Below are 22,092 nucleotides of genomic sequence, written 5' to 3'. Positions count from 1 at the left end.
CGAGGGCAGACGCTCATACTAGCAAACTCGGCACCCTGGCGGTATTCCGCGTGTCGAGCGCCTAGCGCTCCCTGCCAAGCATGCGCCTGATCGCGACGAGGCGTTCGCCGAGCGTGCGCTCAAGGCCGTGTTCGGTGGGCACGTAGTAGCGCTCTGACTTCAGGGAGTCCGGTAGGTATTGCTGGGTAGCCACGGCGTGCGGGGCATCGTGTGCGTACAGGTAGCCGGTCCCGTGGCCGAGGCCCTCGGCGCCCGCATAGTGGGCGTCCCGCAGGTGGGTGGGGACGACGCCCGCCTTGCCCGCCTTCACGTCGGCGATGGCCGTGTCGATCGCGACGTAGGCGCGGTTCGACTTGGGGGCGAGGGCCAGGTAGGCGGTCGCCTCCGCGAGCGGGATGCGGCCCTCCGGCATCCCGATGAAGCTCACCGCATCGGCCGCGGCTTGGGCGATGACGAGACCCTGGGGGTCGGCGAGGCCGACGTCCTCGGAGGCCAAGACGACGAGGCGACGCGCGATGAAGCGCGGGTCCTCCCCCGCGACCACCATGCGGGCCAAGTAGTGCAGCGCCGCGTCGACGTCGGAGCCGCGCACCGACTTGATGAACGCGCTGATGACGTCGTAGTGCTGGTCGCCCGACTTGTCGTAGGCGATGAGGGCAGCGTCCATCGCGGATTCGGCGATCGCAGTGGTGATCACTCCCCCGGCGTCTGCGGCGGCGTCGGCCACGCTTTCCAGGAGGGTGAGTGCCTTGCGCGCGTCTGCACCCGCGACGCGCACGATGTGGTCGCGTGCGCCGTCCTCGAGTGCCACCTCGCCGCCGAGGCCGCGCGGGTCCGAAACGGCCCTGTCAATAAGTGTGGCGATGTCTGCGGGCGTGAGCGGCTTGAGCGTGAGCATGAGCGAACGCGACAAGAGCGGCCCGACCACCGAGAACGACGGGTTTTCCGTGGTCGCGCCGATGAGCGTGACCCACCGGTTCTCGACGGCCGGGAGGAGAACATCCTGCTGGCTGCGGGTAAAACGGTGGATCTCGTCGATGAAGACGACGGTCTCGCGCTCGCTCGTTGCGAGGCGGCGCTTGGAGTCCTCAATGATGGCGCGCACGTCCTTGACGCCCGCGGTGACCGCGCTGAGCTCTACGAAGCGCCTGCCGCCCGCGACAAGGTATGCGAGCGTCGTCTTTCCCGTTCCGGGCGGGCCCCACAGGATCACGCTGGTGGCGGGGACCGTGTCCGAGATGAGCCTCTTGAGGGGCGCGCCGTCGGCGAGGAGGTGAGACTGGCCGACGACCTCGTCGAGCGTCGTGGGACGCATCCGCACCGCAAGGGGCGCGTTGGAGGAGGCCTGCGGAACGCCCGTCGCACTCATGCTGGTCGCGTCGAAGAGGTCCACGTGCCAACTGTACGGGCGCGGGACGACGCGGCAGGGCGCTGGCCACGCGGAGGGGCGCCCAGCGCCGCGCACGGCGCGCCCTTACGATGGCGTCGTGTTCGCCTCTCTTGCCGGTTTCATCGCCCGCCGCCCTCGCTTTGTCCTCATCGCGTGGATCCTCGCCGCGATCGGGCTGTATGTGCTTGCCACCGTCGGCGTGGGAGGGGGGAATCTCTTCGACCGCGCCTCGACGAGCCTGCCCAGAGCTCAAGGGACGGACTCCACGAAGGTCTATGACTTCCGGCTGGCCCACCCGTCCGAGACGACAGGACCACTCGTCTCCGCAGAGTTCACAGGAATGGCGCCGAGCGACCCCTCCCTGGCCGCGCCCGTCACGGCGCTCGCAAACGAACTCGCCGCGCGCCCCGGCGTGATCGCCGTCATGTGGCCGCGAGGCGTAGTGCCCGGTCCAGAGGCCTCTCAGGGCGCGGGAACAGGCGCCTCGGCCACACCTGACATGCTCGTGAGCACCGACGGCAAGGCCTTCCTGCTCACCGTCTCGTACGTGAAGTTCCCCAACACGGCCGCGGCCACCCAAGAGGACCAACAGGTGGAGTCCCTCATCAAGGCGGCCACCAGCAGTTGGCCCATGCCACATCCCACCGTGAGCGTCTACTCCAACCCTCTGCTTTACAACGACTTCACCACGCAAATCGAGAAGGACCTCGTCACTGGCGAGGCGGTCGCCCTTCCCATTGCGTTGCTGGTGATGGTGTTCGTCTTCGGCGGCTTCCTGGCGGCCTCGGCGCCGCTCATCGGAGCGGTCGCTTCGATCGCGGGAGGGCTAGCCGTCCTCTTCGGCTTCTCGTACCCGATCACCCTCGACCAATCGGCGATCAACGTCGTGACGGTGTTGGGCCTCGGCCTCTCGATCGACTACGGCCTCCTCATCGTGTCGAGGTACCGCGAAGAGATCGCACGGCTAGGCGATTCACCCGTCCACGACGTGAGGACGGAAGCGCTCACCAAGACGCTCACCACCGCGGGACGCACCGTGGCGTTCTCCGCGGTGACGGTAGGAATCTCGGTCGGCGGGATGCTCGTCTTTCCAGCGGCACTGATTCGCGGCATCGGCGCGGCCGCTATCGGCGCGGTCATCATGGCGCTGCTATCGGCATTGACGCTGGTCCCCGCCGTGCTCTATTTGTACGGGCACCGTCTCGCGCGGCGATCGGTGCTCGATCGGATTCCCGGTGTGAGGAGCGTGCTGCGGCGCACCGCCGATGTGTCGAACGAGGACGGTTTCTTCTCTCATCTCGCACGGAGGGTTCAACGCCGGCCATGGGTCATCGTCGGCACCGTCACGGGGATCCTGCTCGTGCTCGCGAGCCCCATTCTCGACCTCGCCGTGCGCAACTCGGACTACCAACTGCTTCCGGTGTCAAATGAGCGCAGGCAGATGCTCGACGGGTTCAATGCGCGCTATCCGACCCTCGCATCGGCGCAAATCGACGTGCTTGCCTCCGCCACGCCAGCCGAGTTCGACACGTGGCTTGAGAAGGTTGCGGCCGTCAGTGGGGTGACCCGCGTGACCAAGGCCACCGCCGTGGACGGCATGGCGACTGCGGGGATCTACACGGCGTACCCCGACCAGGCGGGCAAGAGCGCCGGGTCCCTCGTGAGCGAACTGCGCGCTGTGAACGCCCCGTTCGCCGTGTACGTGGGTGGCCAAGCCGCCATTCAGGCCGACTTTGTCGCCTCGCTGAAGGCGGGTGCTCCGTGGGCGCTCGGCCTCGTGGTCCTCGCGACGTTTGTGTTGCTATTCCTCATGACGGGATCGCTCTTGGTGCCCGTCAAGACGCTCGTCATCAACGGGCTCTCGCTCGGCGCGACCCTGGGAATCCTGTCCTGGATCTTCGCCGACGGACACCTCCAAGGCCCGCTGCAATTCACTACCACTGGCGGCATCGAAACCTCGGTGCTCGTGATGATCATCGCCTTTGGCTTTGGCCTAGCAATGGACTACGAGGTGTTCCTGTTGTCGCGCATCAAGGAGCACGTCGACGCAGGTGAATCCAACGATGAGGCCGTGCGCAAGGGACTGCAACGGTCCGGTCGCATCATTACCTCGGCCGCCGCGGTGATCGTCCTCGTCTTCGTCGGCTTCGCCACGGGCCAGTTGTTGATCATCAAGGAGGTGGGCATCGGCCTGGCCGTCGCCGTGTTCCTCGACGCCACCTTGGTGCGCATGCTGCTGGTGCCGGCGACGATGACGCTGCTGGGGAAGTGGAACTGGTGGGCGCCCGCTCCCCTGCGTCGGCTGTACGAGCGGCGCGGGCTACGGCACTGAGGGCCATCACGCAATCACTGGCGGTGCGGTATCTGCAAAGCCCTTCCAGCATCAACCCTGGGCACCTCCGGGGCCTGTCGCCAGGCGGTTCAGCGATACCCGCCGTCCTTCAATGCGATAAGACCCGTCACTAGAACCGAGCTCCCGGGCAGAGCACTCCGCAACACGGAGGCCAGGCGATTCACGAGTCACGATCGAGCAGGAGCGCCAACACCAACCCTGCGAGCCAGCCCCAGGCCAGCCAAGGAAAGACTTACAGGCGATTCCACTCCCTGACGCACCAAATCAAGCGCTCGGCGACGAAACTCCTTCGGCTTCGCAGCAGGCATACCGAACTCCTTTTCTGGGACAGCATCCCAAGATAAGTGTCCGAAAAGTGGGTTCGGCTCCCCCTCTCCGGGAGGATGTGTCCACCAAGCGGGGTCAAGGCCAGTCTGCGTTGTCGGTCCAGGCCTGCTGGATCCAGAATCAGTGGGTGACAGGTGTGGTGGTTGGTTTGCCGAAGTAGTAGCCCTGTCCGTGTTCCCATCCCTGGTCGCGCAGGATGTCGGCTTGCATCTGGGTTTCGATGCCTTCGGCGATCCCGGTCAGGTGCATGCCCTTGACCAGACCGTTCACGCCCTCAGCGAGGGCGTTGGCTTGGCTGTTACCGGCGGTGAGGTCGTGGACGAAGCGCAGGTCGAGTTTGACGCCGGTCACCGGCAGGTCCCGTAGCACCGAGATGGAGGAGTATCCGGTGCCGAAGTCGTCGATGTGGATGCCGATACCGAGCTCGCGCAAGGATGTCAGTGCGGTTCGGGCGGAGTCCACCAGGCTCAGGACGGCGGTCTCTGTGACCTCGATTACGATCCGGGCGGGGTCGACCCGGTGGGTCGCCAGAGTGTCCCGCACACTGGTGAGCCAGTAGGGCATTGCCAACTGGACGGCCGAAACGTTGACGCTGATCGGACCGGGCAGGTCCGGATGTTCGGCGAGGAGGGCGCAGACCTGGTCCAGGACTTGGGCGCCGATAGCGGTGATCAGCCCGGTGTCCTCGGCGACGTTAAGGAACTCACCGGGGCTGAGTAGCCCGCGGGTGGGGTGCGCCCAACGTACGAGTGCCTCGTGTCCGACCACGTGGGCGTCGGCCAGGGCCACGATGGGTTGGTAAAACACCACGAACTGACTGGCGGTGATCGCCTCACGTAGCTGGTCCTCGACGGTCAGACGGGCCAGAGCCTGGGCGTGCATCGTCTCGTCGAAGAAGTGCCAGCGCTCCCGCCCGTTGGTTTTGGCTTGGGACAGTGCGGAGTCGGCGTCGCGTAGCAGGCTCTCGGGCGTCGAGGTCGAGGTCGAGGTCGCGATACCGATGGACGCGGTCGGCACGATCCGGTGGCCTCGCACCTGCAGATCGACGCCGATCGAGGCAGACACCCGGTCGGCGCAGCGTTCCACCACCAGCACGTCGTGGGCGTCCTGGACCAGGATGACGAACTCGCTCCCCCCAAAACGTCCGAGACGGTCCCCCGGGTACAGAGCGGCCACGATCCGCTCCGCCACCGTGGCCAACACCTCGTCGCCGGCCACGTGACCCAGCGAATCGTTCACGACCTTGAAGTTGTCCAAGTCGATGAACAGTGCCGCCAACGAACGGCCCTCCCGTTTGGCGGCGCGCAGATCGACCGCCAGGGTGTCCAGGATCCAGGCCCGGTTGTGCAGTCCGGTCAGCGAGTCGTGGAAAGCCTGGTAAGTCAAAGCCTCCTGAGCCTCGTGCTCGGCGGTGATGTCTTCCACCTGCAACATGATCAGGTTCGGTTGGCCGTCTCCGTCCCTGATAAGCACACCCACCCGACGCACCCAGATCGTGACGCCGTCGGCCCGCACCAGACGCAGTTTCGTGGTGCTCTTGTCGATCGATTCGGCGATGATCTGGGCGCGGTCCAGGAGAACTTCTTCGACCTCATCGGGGTGGACTACGTCATGAAGCCGGTGTGCCAGGAACCACGCTCCGTCGTACCCAAGAAGGTCGCACAATGCGCGGTTGACAACCCGAAAGGAACCGTCCAGGCCGGCCAAGGCGATACCAATCGAAGCAGAACCCATCGCCGTACGGACCAGATCTTCGGCCGCAGCAAGGTTCCGCGCAGTCTCGGCCGCCTGCCTCTGCTCGGTCACGTCACGGACTGCGGCAACCACCACCATGTCGCCCCCGGAGCCGAAGGGGGACAAACTGACGTCGGCGGGAAACTCGGTGCCGTCCCGACGCCGTCCAGCCAACTGCAAACCGGTCCCCATGGCCCGAGCCTCCGGGTTGGCAAAGTATGCCGCCCGGTGCGCCAGGTGGCCCTTTCGGGACAACTCCGGCACCAGTATCTCCAGGGGCTGACCGATCAGATCGGTGCGGTCGTAGTCGAACAACAACTCCGTCTGGCGATTGACAAACCGGATCACACCCGCCTGGTCCGTCCCCAACATCGCATCAGGGGCCGCCTCTAACAGGCCCTGGAAGTCCAACGGGTTGCGCACCATGCGAACCCTTCCTCTCGCGCAATGACAAATAGTTCGAATCTCACAAGACTAGGACAACTCAGGAAACAACCCCGGGTCAAGTTTGTGTGGCGAATTGTCCTCGCCCGCCTCAACGCCGAAAACGTGCCATACGTCATCACCCTTGACGACGTCGACGAAACGCCCGCCCTCATCGTCGGCACATGGACCGAACCCGACTGCGGAGCCCCGTGAATTGGCCTGGGTTTGGTTCCGTCGTATCGGTAAGGATGGAACCCATGACCAGATAGACACCACAGATGCGTGAGCGGGCGTTCAGGATGACCGTCGAGGCGATGCCGGATCACCCGAATCGGATGGTTGCGGTTCGTCATGTCGCTGGGCATGAGCCCGGAGACCCTGCGCGTGTGGCAGCGCCGCTACGAGGTCGATGCTGACCGTCGCCCAGGTGCGGGTGGCGACATCGTCGAGGAGAATCGACGTCTGAAGCGTGAAAACGCGGAGCGCAAGCGCGCGAACGAGATCCTGCGATCGGCGAGCGTGTTTTCGCGAAGGAGCTCGACCGGCCACGGACGAGATGATCCGGTCTATCGACGACCACAAGGATCGTTTCGGGGTCGAGCCCATCTGCCGCGTCTTGCGCGCGGCGGTTTGTGGGTTCCTCACCTCACGCGGGTATCGCGCCGCGAAGACCCGCGCGCCCGCGGTGAGGCGGCTGCGCGATGACGTGCTCATCCCGGAGATGACCCGGTCGCATGCGGAGAACTACGGCGTCGACGGGCGCCGGAAGATGCATGCCCTGCTGCACCGTTAGGGCTGGGATGTTGAGCGAGACCAGGCCGAGCGGCTCATGCGCCTAGCGGGCGTCCGCGGGGTGAAACGGTCGGAGAAGGTGTTCACGACCAAGAGCGATCCGGCCTCGGCCAAGCATGCCGATTTGGTGCAGCGGCGCTTCACCGCACCGGGACCGCGCCAGCTGTGGGTCGCCGACATCACACATGTCGCGACAATAACTGGAATCCAAGCCTGGTCCGGCTTCGCCTACCTCGCTTATCAAACACCGACGTGTCCTCACGCAAGATCGTTGGCTGGAACGTCGCGGCCACGCTACGGGCGGACCTGCTGCCGCTCCAGGCGCTCGACATGGCCGCTTGGGACGCTGGAGGCAACCTCGACAGACTCGTCAACCGTGCCGATCACGGCCAGAACTACCTGTTGATCCTCTACACGGACCGCGTGGCCGAACTTGGAGCGTGACCCTCTACTGGAACCAACGGCGGCTCCTACGACAACGCCATGGCAGAGGCCGTCAACGGGCTGTTCAAGACTGAACTGATCCGCCGAGGCGGCCCCTGGCGAACCGTCGAGCAGTTCGATTTCGCCACTCTCGAGTACGTGTGGTGGTGGAACAACAAACGCCCCCACAGCGAACTCGGAATGCGCGCCCCGATCGAAGTCGAGATCGAGTACTACGCGGGCCTCGAATCAGCCCAGTTGGCGACCGCCAGACAGGGAGACACCTAGGAACCAAACCCAGGCCAATTCAGAACACCGCCCCGTGGATCCGCAACCGACAACACGTTGCCCGCGGCGTCATGCGTGTTGGAGGTAGTGAATCCCAGCCATCGGTCGAAGCCGTGACACGGCCCAATGCGTTGTACGTCGTGAGGCTGCGGCCACCATCGGGGGCCATGTCCGTTACCACCCAAACGCGCACAATGCGCTGCCGTCCGCCAAGCCTAAGCATGATCCGGGGTGTGACAAACACCACACGAATGGGAGCACATTAGCGAGCCACTATCGACTCGATATCGACTGGTCCTCGAGAGGCCTCTAGGACTCTTCGACCTCTTCGACCTCGGGAACGAAGTCGACGCCCGTCTCCTTGCGCTGCTCCGCCGTGACGGGGGCGGGCGCGCCCGTGAGCGCGTCGTAGCCGCCACCTGACTTGGGGAACGCGATCACGTCGCGAATCGACTCGTGTCCGCCGAGCAGCATCACTACGCGGTCCCAACCGAGCGCGATGCCTCCGTGAGGGGGCGCACCGAACTGGAAGGCGTCGAGCAGGAAGCCAAACTTCTCCTGAGCCTCGATGGCGCCGATGCCCATAATGCCGAACACTCGCTCCTGCACGTCGCGCCGGTGGATACGGATCGAGCCGCCACCGATTTCGTTGCCGTTGCAGACGATGTCGTAGGCGTAGGCGAGCGCATGGCCAGGGTCTTCCTCGAAGCGGTCGATCCACTCCGGCTTGGGGCTCGTGAACGCGTGGTGCACTGCCGTCCAGGCCGAAGAGCCGAGCGCCACGTCGTCGTCGTCGGACCGCACGGGCTTGAATAGCGGCGCGTCCACCACCCAGACGAACTCGAAGCGCGACTCGTCGATCAGACCCACGCGGCGGGCGATCTCGTTGCGAGCGGCACCCAGAAGGGCACGGGACTGGTCGGTCTCGCCGGCGGCGAAGAAGATGCAGTCGCCGTTCTCGGCGCCAACGGCCGCCGCGAGGCCCGCGAGCTCCGTATCGGACAGGTTCTTGGCGACGGGGCCGCCCAGCGTGCCGTCCTCGCCCACCAGCACGTACGCGAGGCCCTTGGCGCCGCGCTGCTTGGCCCAGTCTTGCCACGCGTCGAGAGTCTTGCGCGGCTGCGACGCGCCACCGGGCATGACGACGGCGCCGACGTACTCGGACTGGAAGACCCTAAACGGCGTCTGACTGAAGTATTCGGTGAGCTCGGTGAGCTCGAGGCCAAACCGCAGGTCGGGCTTGTCCGAGCCAAAGCGGGCCATCGCGTCGGCGAAGGTCAGGCGCGGGATGGGTAGCGGGACCTCGTAGCCGATGAGCGCCCAGAGCTCGCGCACGATCTCCTCGCCCAGCGCGATGACGTCGTCCTGGTCAACGAACGACATCTCAACGTCGAGTTGCGTGAACTCGGGCTGGCGGTCCGCGCGGAAGTCCTCATCGCGGTAGCAGCGCGCGATCTGGTAGTACTTCTCCATGCCGGCCACCATCAGCAACTGCTTGAACAGCTGCGGCGACTGGGGCAGGGCGTACCAGGAGCCGGGCGCGAGGCGAGCGGGCACCAGGAAGTCGCGGGCACCCTCGGGCGTCGAGTGCGTCAGCGTTGGCGTCTCGATCTCGAGGAAGTCGTGGCGGTCGAGCACGCGGCGCGCGGCCTGGTTGGCCTTGGAACGCAGCACCATGGCCTCGCGCTGACGCGGCCGACGCAGGTCGAGGTAGCGGTACTTGAGGCGGGCCTCCTCGCCGACGGTGACGTGCTCGTCGATCGGGAACGGCGTGGGCGCGGACTCGTTGAGGACGACGACCTCGGAGCCGACGACCTCGATCTCACCGGAGGGAAGGTTGGGGTTTGTCGAGCCGTCGGGACGCAGGCGCACCTCACCGGTGACCTGGATGACGTACTCGGTGCGCAGCGAGTGGGCGATGTCCTCGCGCAGCACCACCTGGGCAAAGCCCGAGGCATCGCGCAGGTCGATGAACGCGACGCCGCCGTGATCGCGGCGACGGCCAACCCAGCCTGACAGGGTGACGGTCGCGCCTGCGTCGGCGGCGCGGAGGTTTCCGGCGAGGTGGGTGCGAAGCACGGTGAAGCCTTTCGTGATGACTGGAGTGGCCCCACGAGGGGCACATGACCCCGTCAGGGGCGCATTGCCCCGTCAGGGGCTCGGTCAAGTCTAGCCGCGCACGACGCGTGGCTTGAGGTCCTCGGCGGGCGGGTTCCAGGCGTCGGCGTCTGCGGCAACCTGCTCGCCGGAGCGAATGTCCTTGACTTCCCCATCAGAAACCTCGCCGGTCGGGTCGGCGCCGGGAAACCACACGAACGGGATGCCCCTTCGGTCGGCATATTGAATCTGCTTCCCGAACTTGGCCGCGCTTGGCGAGACCTCACATGCGATTCCGCGCGCACGCAGGCGGTCTGCGATGGACTGGGAGGCGGCGCGCGTCTCCTCGTCCATCACGGCCACCAATACGGCGCTGGGGACACCCCGCGTGGCGACGAGCATCCGGCGCGACACGAGGCGCGACACGAGCCTGCTGACACCGATAGACATGCCGACGCCGGGGAACCCGCCCCCAGCCACCAGCGAGTCGTAACGCCCGCCAGAGCAGATCGAGCCCAAGTCCTCGTGACCCTCGAGCGTCGTCTCGTAGACGGCTCCCGTGTAGTAATCGAGGCCGCGGGCGATGCTGAGATCGGCCTCGGCCGTGCCTGGTACCGCGGCGTTAACTGCCTCCACGAGCGCGCCGAGCGCCGCAATGCCCTCGGCCATGAGCTTCTGTGGCTCACCGTCGGCGTGCGTCGGCGTCGTCTCCCACAAGTCCAGGACCGCCTCGTGGAAGGAGGAATCCGAGGAGCGAATGCGGGCGAGGTGCAGGATCGCCTCCGCGGCCGTCTCCGGCACTCCCTGAGCGGCAAGTTCCCTTGCCACGCCGTCGTGGCCGATCTTGCCAAGCTTGTCGACGGAGCGCAGGGCCCCCGCGACATCGGCGATACCCACCCCCCTGTAGAACCCCTCGACGAGCCTCCTGTCGTTCATCCGCATGCGCACCGGCGGCAGGTCGAGGCTCTGCAGGGCCCGAGCCATCACGACGGCAACCTCGGCCTCGACGTGGGCGGGCAGCGTCTCGCGAGCGACGACGTCGATATCGGCCTGATAGAACTCCCTGAAGCGGCCCTCTTGGGGGCGCTCGCCCCTCCACACCTTCTGAATCTGGTAGCGCCTGAATGGGAACGTGAGGTGGCCTTGGCGCTCCTCGACGTAGCGAGCGAACGGCACCGTCAGGTCGAAGTGGAGGCCGAACTCGGCGGTCTCTCCCCCACGCCGCGTGAGGACGTAGACCTCCTTGGAGGCCTCCGCCTCTCCGCCAAGGCGCTCGAGCGGCTCAACCGCGCGCGTCTCGATCTGTGCGAACCCGTGGAGTTCGAATACCTCCCGCAGTCGATCGATGACGTGCGCCTCAACCAGACGCTCGGAGGGGGTCCACTCGGGGAAGCCTGAAAGGGGCGCAAGTCGCGACATGCGCCCATTGTTCCATTGGGTGCCACTCGACAACGCCCAGGCGCGTCGTGGTCACGAACGGGCGACAGTCGTGATCGCGTGTCGTCAACCGGCCCCAAGCATCGATATCGTGAGTGGGATTGCCAGAGGCGGTACGATCACGGGTGCCACTTAAGGCAGTACACGCCCGTTTCGTCGTCCTCACAAAGGTCATCGCATCATGACGCCCGCCAAGCCCCGGCCCATGCCTCGCCCTCAGGCTCCCTCGCCCGCGATTCTCGCGGCGCACTCGACGCACCCCGTGCGCATCCCCCTCGCCGATGACATTTCCGCGGAGGCGATCGCCTCTGCCTCGGCATTTGGTGCGGTCGATGGCGACCAGGTGGTGGTTATCGAGGGCGAGACCCGCACTCCCGTCGGCCCCGCGGAAGGCGAGAAGCCCATCGCGGCGTACGCGAAGGCCTTCATCGAGTTTGCCGCATCGGTCGAGCGGTTCCACGCGCGCCTCGTCGGCGCGGAGCTGAGCCCCAAGGACATTGACGACGCCCTGGCGGGCCTGCGTAGTTCGCTCGAGACTCCCGTCATCGTCGGCAACTTGGCGGCCCTTCGCGCCCGCTTCGGCATCGTCGAGGCAGAGGCCAAGGAGGTCGCCGACAAGGTCCGTGCCGAGCGCGCCGCCGCCCGTGCAGTCGCCGCCGAGGCCCGCGAGGTCCTCGTCGCGGAGGCGGAGAAGCTTGCCGCCAAGCCGCTGGCCCAGGTGCATTGGAAAAACGACACCGCGCGCATGCGCGAACTTCTGGACGAGTGGAAGGAAGCCCAGCGCTCCGGCGCGCGCATGGCCAAGGAGGCCGAGCGCGAGATGTGGGCCCGCTTCACCAAGGCCAGGTCCTCCTTCGAGAAGGCGCGCAAGGTGCACTTTGCGCAGCTCGACAAGGAAAACGCCTCCGTCGCGGGCACCAAGGAAGACCTCGCGAACCGTGCGGAGGCCCTCGCGACCTCTACCGATTGGGACGGGACTGCTCGCCAGTTCAAGCAGCTCATGGACCAGTGGCGCCTGGCCGGTCGTGGCCGCAAGAGCACCGACGACGCGCTCTGGGCACGATTCCAGGGCGCCCAAGAGGCGTTCTTCTCCACCAAGCGCGCCGCGAGCGAGGCCGAAGAAGAGGTTCTCAACGCGAACGTTCCCGCCAAGGAGGCCGCAGTGAAGGCCGCCGAGGCGCTGCTGCCCATCTCGGATGTGCGTGCCGCCAAGAAGGAGATCCGCGCGATCCAGGACCGCTTCGAGTCTGCTGGCGAGGTGCCTCGTGGCGCCGCCGCATCGCTGAGCCGCCGCATCGCGGCCGTCGAAAAGGCCATTCGCGACGCCGACCAGGCCCACTGGACGTCCAAGAACCCCGAGATCGAGGCCCGTGCCACCGGTGCGGCCGCGCAGCTCCACTCGGCGATCGCCGACCTTGAGGCCAAGCTCGAAAAGGCGAAGGCCGCCAAGGACGCGCGCAAGGTCAAGGAATTCACCGAGTCGCTCGCCGCTCGCAAGGCCTGGCTCAAGCAGATCGAGGCAGTCGCCAAGTAGGCGGTACATCGCAGGGACTTCTGTCCACAGATCTCGCCCGCGGCACGTGTGGCGAGCCCCCAGTGGGCAGACTGCGGTGATGGCCCTGCTCTACGCGACGGATGTGGGCGAGTCCGCGTGGCAGCGCATGACTCGCGACGGGGTCGTCGTGTTGCTCCGCCCCGGCGTCGGCCATGCATCGACCGCCGAGCGTTCGGCCGCGCTCAGGGCGGCCTCGCTCGCCGCCGCAGTCCCGCGCAGGGCCACCCTCGCGGGGGCGGCCGCGCTGTGGGTCCACGGCTGGAGGGCCGATGGCGCGGCGCCCCGCCGCATCGACGTCGCGGTCCCCCGGGGTTGCCATCCCGACCCACCCCCCGGCTTCTTCACGCCGTGGTGGCAATTCGTGACGGACCGCGCCGCGTGCGCGGCCGCGAGCACGATCGGCGGAGTCTCCGTGACCGACGTGGGTAGCGCCCTGCGGCCTCTCCTGTCGCGGGGGGATCTCGGCGAAGCCCTCGACGCCGCATGGTGGGCACTATCGAAAGGCAGGATCGATGAGGCCTCGGGTACCCGCGCCATTGCCACGGGCACGCGCGGGCTGCCTCGCCAGAGGGCGCTCGCGGCCTGGAATGCCGTCTGTAAGGCCTCAGGAGCCGCTTAGCCGAGACGTTGGTTGCGTTTGACGCCGGTGATGCGGCGCGCGTCGTACACGCCGTCAATGCGGCGCACGGCGTTGATGACCTCGCCGAGGTGGGACGGGTCCGCCATCTCAAACGAGAACGTGTTGAGCGCGACCCGGTCGGAAGTGGTCGACACGTGCGCACCCAGGATGTTGAGGTGATTGTCGGAAAGCACCTGGACCACATCCGAAAGTAGCCGGCTCCTGTCGAGCGCCTCGACCTCAATCTGCACGAGGAATGTGGCGTCCGACGCCCCGGTCCATTGCACGGCGACGAGCCGCTCGGGCTGCTCTTCGAGTGCCCGCAGGTTGTCGCAGTCGGCCCTGTGCACGCTGACGCCCGTTCCGCGCGTCACAAACCCCCTGATGGGGTCGCCCGGAACGGGACTGCAGCACTTCGCAAGCTTGACCATGACGTCAGTCATGCCCTCGACAGACACTCCGGGGTCGCCGCGTCTGGCCCGGTGCCGCGTGCCCGGCCTGGTGATCTCGCTGAGGTCCTCTTCGGCGCCCTCTTGGCCGCCGACGGCAGCGACCATCTTCGACACGACGTCGGAGGGTTGTTCCTTATGCTCGCCGATCGCGGCATAGAGCCCGTCGACGTCCTCGTAGCGCATCTCCTTGGCGAGCGCGATCAGAGTGGTCTTGCTCATGAGGCGTTGCATTGGCAGGTGCTGGCGGCGGATCGCCCTGGCAAGCATGTCGCGACCGGTCTCGATCGACTCCTCGCGTCGCTCGCGCGTGAACCATTGCCTGATCTTGTTACGCGCCCTTGTCGACTGGACGAACTCCAGCCAGTCGCGCTTAGGATGCGCGTTCTCGTCGGACGTGGTGATGATCTCAACCGTGTCGCCGTTTTCGAGAGTCGAATCGAGCGGGACCAGGCGCCCGTTGACCTTGGCGCCCACCGTCTTGTGGCCGACGTCGGTGTGGACTGCGTAGGCGAAGTCGACGGGCGTCGCGCCCTGAGTCAGCGGCAGGAGCTTGCCGCGTGGGGTGAAGACGTAGACCTCGGCACGGGAAATTTCGCCACGCAGAGAGTCGAGGAACTCGGTCGGGTCGGCCGTCTCTTGCTGCCAGTCCGCGATCTGCCTCAACCAGCCGGCATCGTGCGCCTGCGCTGGGACCTTCTCGCCCTTGGCATTTTCCTTGTAGCGCCAGTGGGCCGCATAGCCGTACTCGGCCCGCCTGTGCATGTCCCACGTGCGAATCTGCAGCTCGATGGGCTTGCCCTCGGGGCCAATCACCGTCGTGTGGAGCGACTGGTAGAGGTTGAACTTTGGCATCGCGATGTAGTCCTTGAACCTGCCGGGAACCGGCTGGTACGTGGAGTGCATCTCGCCTAGCACCGCGTAGCAATCGCGCACCGACTCCACGAGTATGCGTACGCCTATCAGGTCGTAGATGTCGTTGAGGTCGCGGCCTCGCACGATCATCTTCTGATACACCGAGTAGTAGTGCTTGGGACGGCCGGTGATTTCGGCCTTGATCTTCTTGTCCTTCAGTTGCGCCGCGATTGCAGCGCGCACCTCGTCTAGCTGCTTTTCCCGCTCGGGCGAGCGTTCGGCCACCACCTCGACGATCTCTTGATAGATCTTCGGATACAGCGTCCTGAACGACAGGTCCTCGAGTTCCCACTTGATCGCATTGAGCCCCATGCGGTGCGCCAGGGGCGCGTAGATCTCGAGAGTCTCCTGGGCCTTGCGACGTGCGGTTGTGGGGCTCACGTGGTCCCATGTGCGCGCGTTGTGCAGGCGGTCTGCGAGCTTGAGGAGCACGACGCGCATGTCGTGGGCCATGGCCACGACGAGCTTGCGCACCGTCTCCGCCTCGGCCGCATCGCCGAAGGTCAGCCTGTCGAGCTTGGTGACCCCGTCGACGAACGATGCGACCTCATCGCCAAACTCGGCACGGATCTCCTCGAGCGGGAAGCCGGTGTCCTCGACGACGTCGTGCAGCAGCGCCGCAGCGATCACGGTGGCAGGGAGGCCGAGCCCCGCGATGATCTCCGCGACCGCGATCGGGTGCGAGATATATGCCTCGCCGCTCTTCCGCTGCTGGCCCTCGTGCGCCTGCTCGGCAACCGCGTGCGCCCGCTCGATCAGCGCCGGCTTGGCGCGCGGGTACATGCGGTGATAAATGTCCAGGAGCGGCCCGAGCGCGCTCGTGTCTTTCGCGTTCCTACGCAGGGAAAGGGACCTGCCCGGGTTGGAGGCTGGACGCGTGTCATTCACGGTTGCCTCCTGTCGGTTTGGTGCCGATCAGTCTACTTGCGCTGCTTGCGCTTCGGTTGCGCTGCGGTGCCCTGGTGATGCCCCGCGACCAGCGCGCCAACCCGCACCGTGCCATCGGGACGCACGACGTCGCTGCCGCCCGAGGCCCTCAGTGCCAGCACGTCTGCCGTGTGCTCCTTGATGCGCGTCTCCTGGTCACGCAGCGCCACCTCGAGAGGCGTCGCCACGAAGATCGACGAGTAGGTACCCACGGCCATGCCGACGAAGAGCGCGAGCGAGATGTCCGAAAGCGTGCCCGCGCCGAGTAGCAACGAGCCGATGAACAGGATCGCGCTCACGGGGAGCAGGGCCACAACGGACGTGTTGATCGAGCGCACCAGGGTCTGGTTGACGGCCAGGTTGGAGAGCTCGTCGTACGTGAACCGGTGCTGGGCGAATACGTCTTGGGTATTTTCCTTGACCTTGTCGAAAACGACCACCGTGTCGTACAACGAATACCCAAGGATCGTCAGGAAGCCGATGACGGAGGCTGGCGTCACCGTGAAGCCCGACAGCGCATAGATGCCCAATGTAAAGATCAGGTCGTGGAGCAGTGCCGCGAGTCCCGCGACGGCCATGCGCCACGCCCGGAAGTACATCGTCATCACGATCGTGACGAGGATGAGGAACACTACGAGGCCCTTGATGGCCTTGCTCGAGACATCCTTGCCCCAGCTGGGGCCGATGAAGCTGGAGCTCACGTCCTTCACGGGGATGTTGTAAGCATCGGCAATGGCCACGCCGAGCGGCTCGACCTGAGACGAGTCGATCGTGCCCAACTGGACGCGAACACTCGACGTACCCACGGGGACCACAGCCGGTTGCTCATTCGGGAACTGCTTGACCACCACGGCGGTGGCGATCGAGGTGTTCTGGCCGGGGACGTTCGAGAGTGTGTACTCCGTGCCGCCCTTGAAGTCGATGCCGAGGGTGAGTCCCTTGAACACGAGCACGAGGATGGCGAGAATCACGAGGGTGGAGCTGAACGCGAACCAGCGCTTGCGCTGAGCCACGATCGGGTACGTGGTCTCGCCCGAGTGGAGGCGGTTACCCCAGTTAGACAGGTTGGCCATGATTACTCCTTCTCGGCGGGGTCGGCGGCCGCGCGGGCCTTCTTCGCCTTGCGCTCGGCGAGCGTGAGCGTGGGTTCGCCCGTGACTTCTGGAACCGAAACTCGTCCGCGCCCCTTGTAGACCGCGTCACGACCCAGTTGCCTCGGGTCGAGGCCCGAGAAGCGGTGCCCATCGCCAAAGAACTTGGTGCGTGCCAGCAGGCCCAGGGTCGGGTGGGTGAACATGAAGACAACCAGTAGGTCGACGAGGGTGGTGAGGCCCAGCGTGAACGCGAAGCCACGCACGCTTCCCACGGCGAGCATGTACAGCACGAGCGCGGCGAGGAAGCTCACGGCGTCGGATGCCAGGATCGTGCGGCGAGCGCGCGACCAACCATGCTCGACTGCCGCGACGAGCGATCTTCCCTCGCGCAGCTCATCCTTGACCCTCTCGAAGTACACGATGAACGAGTCCGCGGTAATGCCGATGGCCACGATGAGGCCCGCAACGCCTGCCAATGAGAGCCGATACCCCATCCCCCACGACAGCAAGTCGATGATGACGAATGTCGTTCCACCCGCAACGACGAGCGAGCCGATGGTGACCGCAGCCAGGGCTCGGTACTGGAACAGCGTGTAGATCACCACGAGGATCAGGCCGATGAGACCTGCAAGCAGCCCGTTTTCAAGTTGGCTCTTTCCCAAGGTGGCCGAGATCGCCTGTTCCGACTGCACGTCGAGCGTCATCGGCAGCGCGCCGAACTTGAGCTGATTCGCCAAGGTCTGGGCGTCGAGCTGCGTGAAGGAACCTGAGATTTGCGCGACGCCTCCGTTGATCGCGCCGTCTCGCACGCCGGGTGCCGAGATCACCACACCATCAAGCACCATCGCGAACTGGTCGCGCGGTGAGGCACCTGCTTGGTTGAGCTTGTACAGCCTTGCGGTGGTGGCGGCAAACTTCTTCGCTCCAATACTCGTCAGTTTCAGGTCCACCTCGTACGTACCGTCCGTCGTCCCCGCTTGCGTCAGGTGTGGGCCGGATGTCGCGGTGGACACGTCTTTACCATCCATCTCGACCGGCCCCAAGATGTACTTCACGGGATTGACCGCGTCACACGTGGCGAACGCGGCGTTCGGGTCGCCCAGACTACCGCCGCCACTACGGCTCTCGGGAGTCGTGCAGTCGAGCGCGTCGTAGGCCGCCTGAACCTCGGGCGTGATCCACGAAAGGGATGACGGGTCGGTCGCCGCCGCCGTCGTCGTCGTGGGCGCAGGCGTGGGGCTTGGCGTGGGGCTTGCAGTCGCGGCGGGCTGGGCGCTGGCGGATGGCGTGGGAGTGGCGGCCGTCTTGACGTACGCCATTTCGTGCACGGGGCTACCGGTGTCGATGCCGGAGGCCGATGCGGACGGCGTAGGGGCCACCGCGGAGGCCGCCGATGGTGGAACCGCCGGCAGAACCGTGGGGCTCACCGTGTCGCCTGTCGGCGCGGGGCTCGTGGTGGGCGTCACCGTCGTGGGACCCGTCGAGGTTGCCTCCTGCAGCACCGGACGGAACTGCAGCTGAGCGCTCTTCTTCACGAGGTCGATCGTCGCCTGGTCGGGGTTGCCGGGGAGCGCCACGAGGATGTTGAGGTTGCCCTGGGTCGTGATCGATGCCTCGGATGTGCCCGAGGCGTCGACGCGCTTGCGGATGATCGCCACGGCCTGGTTCAGGTCCGACTGGGTGACCGTGGAACCGTCGGTCGTCTTCGCCTGGAGGGTGATCTCGTGGCCGCCCGCGAGGTCGAGCCCGAGGCCAGGGAGCCAATGCGCGTTCTTGGTGTGCGTCGTCACCCCCAGGGTGAGCACCGCAAAGAGGATGACGATGATCCAGACGAGTCCCTGCAGTATCCTGCGGGCGCCCTTGACTGCTGAAGACACGCTTTTCCTACGCTTTCCATGCGGATGAAGTTCCCAAGCCGTGCGAGGGCCCACGCGATTCTAGGCGAGTTCGAGGGCCCCCGTCGAACAGGTGCGAGCGAAGATAGCCCTGTTTAGGCGTCGAATAGGCGTGAATGGCCGTCATTCGCACCGGGTTGCCCCATGCCCGACGCGCCGTTCGCCGGTGGCGTAAGGCCCATGTGAACCCACGCCTCCGGCGTCGCCACGCGCCCGCGCGGGGTACGGGTCATGAGGCCCTCGCGCACCAAAAACGGCTCCGCGACCTCCTCGACCGTCTGCGGCTCCTCACCCACGGACACCGCAAGCGTCGACAGGCCGACGGGGCCTCCGCCAAAACGCGTGCACAGCGCCCCGAGCACCGCGCGGTCGAGCCTGTCGAGTCCGCGGTCGTCGACCTCGTACACGGTAAGCGCCGCGCGCGCCGCCGCCAGGTCCCCCTTGCCGCTTCCATGAATCTCGGCCCAGTCCCTGACGCGGCGCAGCAAGCGGTTAGCGATGCGGGGAGTGCCTCGCGAGCGTGACGCGATCTCGGAGGCGGCATCGGCATCGACGTCGAGCGCCAGCAGGCCCGCCGATCTCGCGATGATCCGCGCCAAATCCGCGGCCTCGTAGAAGTCGAGGTGTGCTGTGAATCCGAAGCGATCCCGCAGTGGGGCCGGGAGCAGGCCAGCCCGCGTGGTCGCGCCGACCACGGTGAACGCGGGAAGGGTCAGCGGAATGGACGTGGCGCCCGGCCCCTTGCCGACCACGACGTCCACCCTGAAGTCCTCCATCGCGAGGTAGAGCATCTCCTCGACGGGGCGCGCCAAACGGTGGATCTCATCCACAAAGAGGATGTCTCCCTCGTCGAGGGAGGAGAGGATCGCGGCCAGGTCGCCCGCGTGCTGAATCGCGGGGCCCGACGTCACCCGCAGGGACGCGCCGAGCTCCCCCGCGACGATCATCGCGAGCGTCGTCTTACCCAGCCCCGGGGGCCCGGACAACAGGATGTGGTCCGCGGATCCCCCACGTCGCACGGCGGCCCTGAGCACGAGCGCGAGTTGATCCCTCACCGTCTGCTGGCCCACGAACTCGTCGAGAGAACGCGGCCTTAGCGCCGCCTCGACCGAGCGCTCGATCGCGTCGGCATCCGCGCCCGTGACGCGCGGTGGCAGGTCCTGACCAAAGTCGTCAGCCACGCGTGCCGCCTAGGGACTGCAGCGCGGCGCGCAGCACGGTGGGCACATCCGCCGCGGCGATGGGCCCCGAAGACGCGCCGTCGACGGCGGCCGAGGCTGCCTTGACCTGCCAGCCGAGGGACACCAACGCGTCTACAACCTGCTCGCGGGAATCGGGGGCGCCGGCGGATGCGGGCGACGCGCCCTCGGGAAGCGACAGCTTTCCACCCAGCTCCAACAACAACCGTGCGGCGACCTTCGCGCCGACCCCTGGGACGCGCTCGAGCGCCTTGCGGTCCCCCGCGGCGACTGCCGTGGCGAGCGCGTGTGGGTCGAGAACGGACAACAGGGCAAGCGCCAGACGCGGGCCGACCCCCTGGACCGACTGCAGCGTCTCAAACATGTCGCGCTCGTGGGCGTCGTCGAAGCCAAAGAGCGTCAGCGAGTCCTCGCGGACGACGAGGTGGGTCGCAAGGCTCGCCTTCTGGCCTGAGTGAAGTCCCGCGAGCGTCGCAGGAGTGGCGAGCAGTCGGTAGCCAACACCCGCCACGTCGATCACGACGGCGGACGCCCCGACGCTCAAAACAGTGCCTGTCAGTTGCGAGATCACCGCGAGCCCTTCGAACGTGTGTACGAACAGACTAGGCGGCTCGCCACCGTCAGTTGCGGCGGCGCGCCGCGCGCTCCGCCTCGACCCAGCGCTGTTGGGCGGGTGTCGCCGACGCTCCGGAGGCCGCCGTTCGGCCGCCTCCCTTGAGCGCGTGGGTGATCGCGATCGCGAGGGCATCCGCGGCATCGGCGGGCTTGGGCGGCTCGTCGAGCCCCAGGAGCTTCGCGACCATGTAGGCCACCTGGGCCTTGTCGGCGCGACCGCTTCCGGTGACGGCCGCCTTGACCTCGGACGGCGTATAGAGCACCACGGGAAGGCCCGCGCGGCGGGCGGCGACCATCACCAAGCCCGAAACCTGGCCGGTCCCCATGACGGTGCGGACGTTGTGTTGAGCGAAGACGCGCTCCACCGCGACCGCATCGGGCCTGTGCTTCAGGATCGCGGCGTCGATCGCGTCGGCGATGGCCAAGAGGCGATCGGGGGCGTCGGCATCGGCCGAGGACGTGGCGACGGAGACGTCGATGAGCGTCAGCGTGCGCGCGGCGGGCGCGTCGATGACGCCCAACCCGCACCGCGTCAGGCCGGGGTCCACGCCAAGAACGCGCACCCCTGGGCCCTACTCGCTTGCTTCTTCGAGAACCTCGTCGGAGGCGTCGAAGTTCGCGTAAATCTCCTGGACGTCGTCCGAATCCTCGAGCGCGTCGATGAGACGCAGGACCTTGCGGGCGGTGTCGACGTCGATTTCGACCTTCATCGACGGCACGAAGGTCGCCTCGGCGCTCTCGTAGTCGATGCCGGCGGACTGCAAGGCCGTGCGGACGGCCACGAAGTCGGTGGCCTCGGAGATGACCTCCCATACCTCGCCAAGGTCGTTGATCTCTTCGATGCCGGACTCAAGCGCGGCCTCCATGATCGCGTCCTCATCGGCGGCATCCTTGGTCACGATGACCTGACCCTTGCGTCCGAAGAGGTAGCCCACCGAACCGGGGTCTGCCAGGGTGCCGTTATTGCGCGTGAGGGCCGTGCGGACCTCCATCGCGGCGCGGTTGCGGTTATCCGTGAGGCACTCGATCATGATGGCCACGCCGTTGGGCCCATACGCCTCGTACATGATCGTCTCGTACTCGGCGCCGCCAGCCTCAAGGCCGGAACCGCGCTTGAGCGCTCGGTCGATGTTGTCGTTGGGCACCGAGGACTTCTTGGCCTTATACACCGCGTCGAAAAGCGTGGGATTACCAGCCATATCGTTGCCGCCCACTCGCGCGGCCACCTCGATGTTCTTGATGAGCTTGGCAAACAACTTGCTGCGCTTGCCGTCGATGACGGCCTTCTTGTGCTTAGTGGTTGCCCACTTAGAGTGACCGGACACGATGCTCCTTACCGACTGCGAATCGCAGACCAGTCTAGGGCGTCGGGCGGCGCGGCTCCCCCACCACCCCTCCCGCGGCGCGCTCCGAACCAATCTCAGCCGCGACACGCCGGGATCTTGAATGAACAACGCCCCGACCTCGCGTGTCGCCGATGCCTGTGGTTCGTAGCGTCGATGGGGGTCGGGTTGCGACGGGTTGCGACGGGTTGCGACGGGTTGCGACGGGTTGCGA

Annotated in this window: 17 protein-coding genes and 1 pseudogene; 7 read left to right on the top strand and 11 right to left on the bottom strand. The window is 66.4% G+C overall.

Features of this window, described 5'->3' with window-relative positions; translation table 11 throughout:
• Positions 1 to 61: 61 nt before the first annotated feature.
• Positions 62 to 1,393 (bottom strand): replication-associated recombination protein A, encoded by a 1,332-nt coding sequence (locus BKA03_RS07280; protein ID WP_179397755.1) that lies wholly within the window; start codon positions 1,391 to 1,393, stop codon positions 62 to 64.
• Between the two features lie 94 nt (positions 1,394 to 1,487).
• Here BKA03_RS07280 and BKA03_RS07275 point away from each other — a divergent pair, with 94 nt between their 5' ends.
• Positions 1,488 to 3,722: an MMPL family transporter gene (locus tag BKA03_RS07275; RefSeq protein WP_179397754.1), complete on the top strand. Its 2,235-nt coding sequence runs from the start codon at positions 1,488 to 1,490 to the stop codon at positions 3,720 to 3,722.
• 468 nt (positions 3,723 to 4,190) lie between these two features.
• Here the strand turns inward: BKA03_RS07275 and BKA03_RS07270 are convergent, their stop codons facing one another.
• Positions 4,191 to 6,230, bottom strand: coding sequence for a putative bifunctional diguanylate cyclase/phosphodiesterase (locus BKA03_RS07270; protein WP_179397753.1), 2,040 nt, complete (start codon positions 6,228 to 6,230; stop codon positions 4,191 to 4,193).
• An 84-nt stretch (positions 6,231 to 6,314) separates the two neighbouring features.
• On the opposite strand from BKA03_RS07270, the gene BKA03_RS15260 reads away from it, so the two are divergent.
• From BKA03_RS15260 to BKA03_RS07255, 4 genes and pseudogenes are all read left to right on the top strand, one after another.
• Positions 6,315 to 6,443: a hypothetical protein gene (locus BKA03_RS15260; RefSeq protein WP_257020112.1), complete on the top strand. Its 129-nt coding sequence runs from the start codon at positions 6,315 to 6,317 to the stop codon at positions 6,441 to 6,443.
• 343 nt (positions 6,444 to 6,786) lie between these two features.
• Positions 6,787 to 7,023 carry a hypothetical protein gene (locus BKA03_RS07265; protein ID WP_179397752.1) on the top strand — a complete coding sequence of 79 codons (237 nt, stop codon included), beginning with the start codon at positions 6,787 to 6,789 and terminating at the stop codon, positions 7,021 to 7,023.
• A gap of 251 nt (positions 7,024 to 7,274) precedes the next feature.
• Positions 7,275 to 7,466 carry a hypothetical protein gene (locus BKA03_RS07260; RefSeq protein WP_179397751.1) on the top strand — a complete coding sequence of 64 codons (192 nt, stop codon included), beginning with the start codon at positions 7,275 to 7,277 and terminating at the stop codon, positions 7,464 to 7,466.
• A gap of 27 nt (positions 7,467 to 7,493) precedes the next feature.
• A pseudogene (locus tag BKA03_RS07255) lies at positions 7,494 to 7,733 on the top strand (integrase core domain-containing protein); the annotation flags it as partial.
• Between the two features lie 309 nt (positions 7,734 to 8,042).
• Here BKA03_RS07255 and aspS read toward each other — a convergent pair.
• Together aspS and hisS are read right to left on the bottom strand one after the other, a co-directional pair.
• Positions 8,043 to 9,812, bottom strand: a complete 1,770-nt coding sequence (gene aspS, locus BKA03_RS07250; RefSeq protein ID WP_179397749.1) for an aspartate--tRNA ligase — start codon at positions 9,810 to 9,812, stop codon at positions 8,043 to 8,045.
• A gap of 90 nt (positions 9,813 to 9,902) precedes the next feature.
• Positions 9,903 to 11,249, bottom strand: a complete 1,347-nt coding sequence (gene hisS, locus BKA03_RS07245; protein ID WP_179397748.1) for a histidine--tRNA ligase — start codon at positions 11,247 to 11,249, stop codon at positions 9,903 to 9,905.
• A 199-nt stretch (positions 11,250 to 11,448) separates the two neighbouring features.
• Here hisS and BKA03_RS07240 point away from each other — a divergent pair, with 199 nt between their 5' ends.
• Positions 11,449 to 12,801 carry a DUF349 domain-containing protein gene (locus BKA03_RS07240; RefSeq protein ID WP_179397747.1) on the top strand — a complete coding sequence of 451 codons (1,353 nt, stop codon included), beginning with the start codon at positions 11,449 to 11,451 and terminating at the stop codon, positions 12,799 to 12,801.
• A 79-nt stretch (positions 12,802 to 12,880) separates the two neighbouring features.
• Positions 12,881 to 13,441, top strand: a complete 561-nt coding sequence (locus BKA03_RS07235) for a hypothetical protein (RefSeq protein WP_179397746.1) — start codon at positions 12,881 to 12,883, stop codon at positions 13,439 to 13,441.
• On the opposite strand, the gene BKA03_RS07230 is transcribed toward BKA03_RS07235, so the two are convergent.
• The 7 genes from BKA03_RS07230 to BKA03_RS07200 form a co-directional block, all read right to left on the bottom strand.
• Positions 13,438 to 15,693 carry a RelA/SpoT family protein gene (locus tag BKA03_RS07230; RefSeq protein WP_308477952.1) on the bottom strand — a complete coding sequence of 752 codons (2,256 nt, stop codon included), beginning with the start codon at positions 15,691 to 15,693 and terminating at the stop codon, positions 13,438 to 13,440. The genes BKA03_RS07235 and BKA03_RS07230 overlap by 4 nt on opposite strands.
• A gap of 32 nt (positions 15,694 to 15,725) precedes the next feature.
• Positions 15,726 to 16,805, bottom strand: coding sequence for a protein translocase subunit SecF (gene secF, locus BKA03_RS07225; RefSeq protein ID WP_179397745.1), 1,080 nt, complete (start codon positions 16,803 to 16,805; stop codon positions 15,726 to 15,728).
• A 2-nt stretch (positions 16,806 to 16,807) separates the two neighbouring features.
• The gene (gene secD, locus BKA03_RS07220; RefSeq protein ID WP_308477951.1) at positions 16,808 to 18,703 is read right to left on the bottom strand and encodes a protein translocase subunit SecD; all 1,896 of its coding nucleotides are present in this window, start codon (positions 18,701 to 18,703) and stop codon (positions 16,808 to 16,810) included.
• A 113-nt stretch (positions 18,704 to 18,816) separates the two neighbouring features.
• A complete protein-coding gene (gene ruvB, locus BKA03_RS07215) occupies positions 18,817 to 19,878 on the bottom strand; it encodes a Holliday junction branch migration DNA helicase RuvB (RefSeq protein WP_218856117.1) in 1,062 nt (353 codons plus the stop codon).
• A 16-nt stretch (positions 19,879 to 19,894) separates the two neighbouring features.
• Positions 19,895 to 20,491 (bottom strand): Holliday junction branch migration protein RuvA, encoded by a 597-nt coding sequence (gene ruvA / locus BKA03_RS07210; protein ID WP_179397743.1) that lies wholly within the window; start codon positions 20,489 to 20,491, stop codon positions 19,895 to 19,897.
• 49 nt (positions 20,492 to 20,540) lie between these two features.
• Entirely contained in the window at positions 20,541 to 21,098 is a 558-nt protein-coding gene (gene ruvC / locus BKA03_RS07205) for a crossover junction endodeoxyribonuclease RuvC (protein WP_179397742.1), read from the bottom strand.
• A 9-nt stretch (positions 21,099 to 21,107) separates the two neighbouring features.
• Entirely contained in the window at positions 21,108 to 21,860 is a 753-nt protein-coding gene (locus BKA03_RS07200) for a YebC/PmpR family DNA-binding transcriptional regulator (RefSeq protein ID WP_179397741.1), read from the bottom strand.
• Positions 21,861 to 22,092 lie beyond the last annotated feature (232 nt).

The organism is Demequina lutea (assembly GCF_013409005.1).
GTDB lineage: Bacteria > Actinomycetota > Actinomycetes > Actinomycetales > Demequinaceae > Demequina > Demequina lutea.
The sequence above is the reverse complement of the archived record's forward strand: the minus strand, read 5'-3'. Positions and strand labels throughout refer to the sequence as shown.